A 3,889-nucleotide genomic window follows, 5' to 3' on the forward strand; every position below is an offset into this window, starting at 1 on the left:
TCCTCACCAAGTTACACCTTTCATCTCAATCGGGAATAACTGACGCTCAGAAAGTCGATCCTGATCCAATGCATCGATCAAATACTGACCTGTTTCTTGCTGCTCTTCAATATCGTGATCATCAATCCAGGATTGAAGCAGATTAACCGCTTCAGCTTGCTTTTGCCTTACCAGAATAGAGTTTGCCAAAAGTTGTAATGTTATAGCTTCGAGAGACATCCCTTGCTGCTTGGCTTCCTGAAAGAGATATTGCTCCAATTCTGGTGGTAGGTTAAGGGTTAGGGTCATCAGTCAAATAATGAATGATAAGATTTAATTATTTAAGTAATTGGGCTTGATAAGAATAAGATGTTTTGTGATTACAGCCGTTTTCAGATGAATTGACCTCACTACCGAGAGCGGCAAGCCCCCTAAATCCCCCAATTCTGGGGGACTTTAACTCAATTTCCCCCCAAAGTTGGGGGGCTAGGGGGGCGAAATTTGCTGTAAACAATTCATCTTATTGTTATCAGTCTTGAAGAACAAATCGCACTGGTTGTTATCTCGGATCAATTTCTACAAAAAATCCGATAAACTAATCACGTCAGCATAAGCAAAACCCAAAGCATTCATAAACGCCCCATGTACGTCTTGAGCGATAATCTTCTGATTCCCAAAAACCAGATCTCTAGTAGCACAGGCATCATGAACTACTTTACACTTAAAACCAAAATCAGCAGCAGCGCGAGTGGTAGCATCAATACACATGTGACTCATGGCACCGCAAATAACTAACTGTTCAATGTCAGCTTGTTTGAGTTGATCCAGCAACGTAGTTTCCCGAAAGCTATTGGGATAATTTTTCGGGATTACAGTTTCACCAGGAAGGGGTTTAATACTCTCATGGATTTCAACTCCTTCAGTACCTCGGATAAAGAAGCCTGCATTAGAATCACCTTCAAAAAAGTGCTGTATGTGAAACGTTGGCAACTTGTTTGATCGAAAATGCTCTAGTAAATGTTGAGAATTTTGACTAGCTAAATTCATCCCCACTAGTTCCATAGAACCACCAGGAAAGTAGTCATTCTGAATATCTACTAGTATCAGAGCTGTCTTCATTGCTATTCTCTGCCCCTGTTTTTACTTAATCGCTTTAGATTATAATATCAAGTGCGGTTGAATACCCATAATAAAAGTGTGGGGAGATGGGGAGATGGGGAGATAAGGAGATAAGGAGATGGGGAGATGAGGGAGATTTTTATTAAGCGATGCAGCGCGGTCTTGGGGAGGCAGCGCGGTCTTGGGGGTCTCCCCCATGAGCGACTGCCGTGGTTTCCCCCATGAGCGACTGCATCAAGACAGGGTAATTATCCTGACATGATCTAACCCACATTCCGCTAACTAAGCTTGCAAAGGGCGTTGGTAAGCACTGCCCACCCTAGGATTAATCACAATGGTGCAAGATTTCTGTTCAACTTCCGAATAGGAAACAGGAATCTCCCCTGTTCCTTTTTTTCTGTTCCTTATTGGCTAAACCCTGAATTTTTCGTTTCATTGGAATTCCCTGCACCCTGTATTCCATAGCTGACAATTTGGGAACTCTAGCTTTAGGACTGTATAAAGCAGTATAGCAGTTCTCAATTAGGTGAAGTACTTTCGTCTTAGGTTTTAGGGAGCTAGGGAAGTGTGGGAAGTATGGCAGGTGTGGGGAGATGGTAACGCGCTATAGCAATACGGATTTAATCTACCGTTTACCATACTTATGAGGTACACAGGATTTTATCCCGATTCCCGATTCCCGATTCCCGATTCCCGATTCCCGATTCCCTACTCCCTACTCCCTACTCCCTATTCCCGAAAATTGTCTACCTCACCGAATTAAAAAGTAAATCTTACTAAAGGAAATTAGCCCAAATGTCGGTTATCGATACAGATCAGGGTCGCAAATTTATTACCACTGAACCGATCACAGAAAGTGAAGAAACAGGAAAACAAAGAGTGTGGGATGCCACTCGTAGTGCATTTTCAGAACGCAATTGTATTGGCTACTGGCGCTATCCTATTTTTTATAAAGTAGGGGAAATCTCTAAAGAGCCTGATATTTTAATTACTGATCAAGACCTTGGTCTAGTAGTAATTAAAATCCAATCTGTCACTATTGATGAAATTATTACTATTGATGGTGATCAGTGGCAACTCCAAAACTATTCCACCGCTGACCCAAATCCCTACCAACAAGCTGAACATCAGTTAAAAGCAATACTTGCTTTTTGCGATCGCGAACCTGCTATTTGGCGCAAAGTTACCGGTAGGGCGATGATTGCTCTTCCTTTAATTACTCAAGAACAATGGCAACACCACGGTTTTGACCAACTGCCAGACTGTCCTCCCATTATCTTCCAGGATCAACTCGGTAAAGTTGGCTTGCTAGAGTGTATTCAAGAAACTGAATCAGTGATACCAGGAGAAGAGATAGATGATCAGCAGTGGAAGTTACTCTTATCCGTGATCAGCGGAGCACCAATTTTCCGTAAACCTCCGCGTACCCTAGTCTCTACCGAAGGCAAAACTCGCGCTAGTGTTGTAGCCGCTTACACCCAACAACTCTACGAATTAGATTGGCAGCAGGAACACATTGGTAAAGAAATCCCTCCTGGGTTTCAGCGGCTGCGGGGAATTGCGGGGTCAGGAAAAACAGTGCTGCTATGCCAAAAAGCCGCTCATATGCACTTGAAGCACCCAGACTGGACGATTGGGTTAGTGTTTTTTAGTCGCACCCTCTACGACTTGATGATTGGGTTAGTGGATCGATGGCTGCGTCGTTTCAGCAATGGTGATATCCAGTATGACCACAAGACTAACCAGAAACTGCGAGTGCTTCATGCTTGGGGTGCTAAGGATCAGCCTGGTTTATACAGCACAATTTGCCAGTTAAATGGCGCTAAACCCAAATCCGCTGGGGATACTCGGGAAAGACAGCCCAATCGGGGTTTAGCAGAACTTTGTAAACGGCTATCGGAAGAAATCAACATTGAACCCTGCTTTGATGCCATTTTAATTGATGAAGGACAAGACTTAGTTACTGAAGATTATTTAAAATTCCAGGGCAAACAAGCGATTTATTGGCTAGCTTATCAAGCCTTACGACCCGTTGATCCAGAACAGCCAGAACAACGGCGCTTAATCTGGGCGTATGACGAAGCTCAAAGCCTAGACACCTTAAAAATTCCTACCACAAAAGAACTGTTGGGTGAAAATCTCAGCCGACTTTTGTCACAAGGATCACAATACCCTGGTGGTATTAAAAAATCTGAAGTTATGCGGCGCTGCTACCGCACTCCTGGCTCAATTCTCACCGCTGCTCATGGGCTCGGAATGGGGTTGCTACGTCCTGAGGGAATGCTAACTGGAATTACCAGAAAGGAGGATTGGGAAAAAATTGGTTATGAAGTCAAAGGTAACTTTATTCCCGGTCAACAAATCACCATCCATCGTCCAAAACAAAACTCCCCCAATCCAGTTCCTGAATTGTGGAGCGCACCAGTATTAGACTTTGAAACCTATGGCTCTCGTCAGGAAGAAATGAGTGCTTTGGCCGATAAGATTATGCATAATCTGGTTGATGATGACCTGAAAGCCAGTAAAGAAATCTTAGTGCTAGTTTTAGGCTCCAGTTCTGAAGCAATTGAATTAGAAAATCATGTCGCTGTTGTTTTGATGGAGCAAGACATTGATATTTATATTCCCACAGCATTAGAGTTGAATGAACTAAAGCCTCAATGGCCCCATGTTGATCGCGATCGCTTCTGGAAAGATGGTGGGGTAACCATATCTCGTGTGCCCCGTGCTAAGGGTAATGAAGCGGATATGGTGTATGTGGTCGGTATTGATAATGTTGCCAGGAACGAGA

General features: G+C 43.5%; 4 protein-coding genes. 1 reads left to right on the forward strand and 3 read right to left on the reverse strand.

Annotated elements, in window-relative coordinates; genetic code table 11:
- Positions 1 to 3 precede the first annotated feature (3 nt).
- The 3 genes from F6J99_RS43000 to F6J99_RS43010 all read right to left on the reverse strand — a co-directional run bounded on the left by F6J99_RS43000 (position 4) and on the right by F6J99_RS43010 (position 1,296).
- On the reverse strand, positions 4 to 288 hold the full coding sequence (locus F6J99_RS43000) for a hypothetical protein (RefSeq protein ID WP_293123051.1): 285 nt from the start codon (positions 286 to 288) through the stop codon (positions 4 to 6).
- A gap of 267 nt (positions 289 to 555) precedes the next feature.
- Positions 556 to 1,098, reverse strand: coding sequence for a cysteine hydrolase family protein (locus F6J99_RS43005; RefSeq protein WP_293123053.1), 543 nt, complete (start codon positions 1,096 to 1,098; stop codon positions 556 to 558).
- A gap of 39 nt (positions 1,099 to 1,137) precedes the next feature.
- On the reverse strand, positions 1,138 to 1,296 hold the full coding sequence (locus F6J99_RS43010; protein ID WP_293123055.1) for a hypothetical protein: 159 nt from the start codon (positions 1,294 to 1,296) through the stop codon (positions 1,138 to 1,140).
- A gap of 597 nt (positions 1,297 to 1,893) precedes the next feature.
- Between F6J99_RS43010 and F6J99_RS43015 the strand changes: the two genes are divergently transcribed.
- Positions 1,894 to 3,889, forward strand: a 1,996-nt coding sequence (locus F6J99_RS43015) for a DNA/RNA helicase (protein ID WP_293123057.1), incomplete at its 3' end; no start/stop codon positions are given.

Source organism: Moorena sp. SIO4G3 (genome assembly GCF_010692305.1).
Taxonomy (GTDB): Bacteria; Cyanobacteriota; Cyanobacteriia; order Cyanobacteriales; family Coleofasciculaceae; genus Moorena; species Moorena producens_A.

Excerpts from the sequence above, each read along its gene's own strand:
- F6J99_RS43000 (WP_293123051.1), bottom strand. The coding sequence starts at position 288 with ATGACCCTAACCCTTAACCTACCACCAGAATTGGAGCAATATCTCTTT.
- F6J99_RS43005 (WP_293123053.1), bottom strand. The coding sequence starts at position 1,098 with ATGAAGACAGCTCTGATACTAGTAGATATTCAGAATGACTACTTTCCT.
- F6J99_RS43010 (WP_293123055.1), bottom strand. The coding sequence starts at position 1,296 with ATGGGGGAGACCCCCAAGACCGCGCTGCCTCCCCAAGACCGCGCTGCA.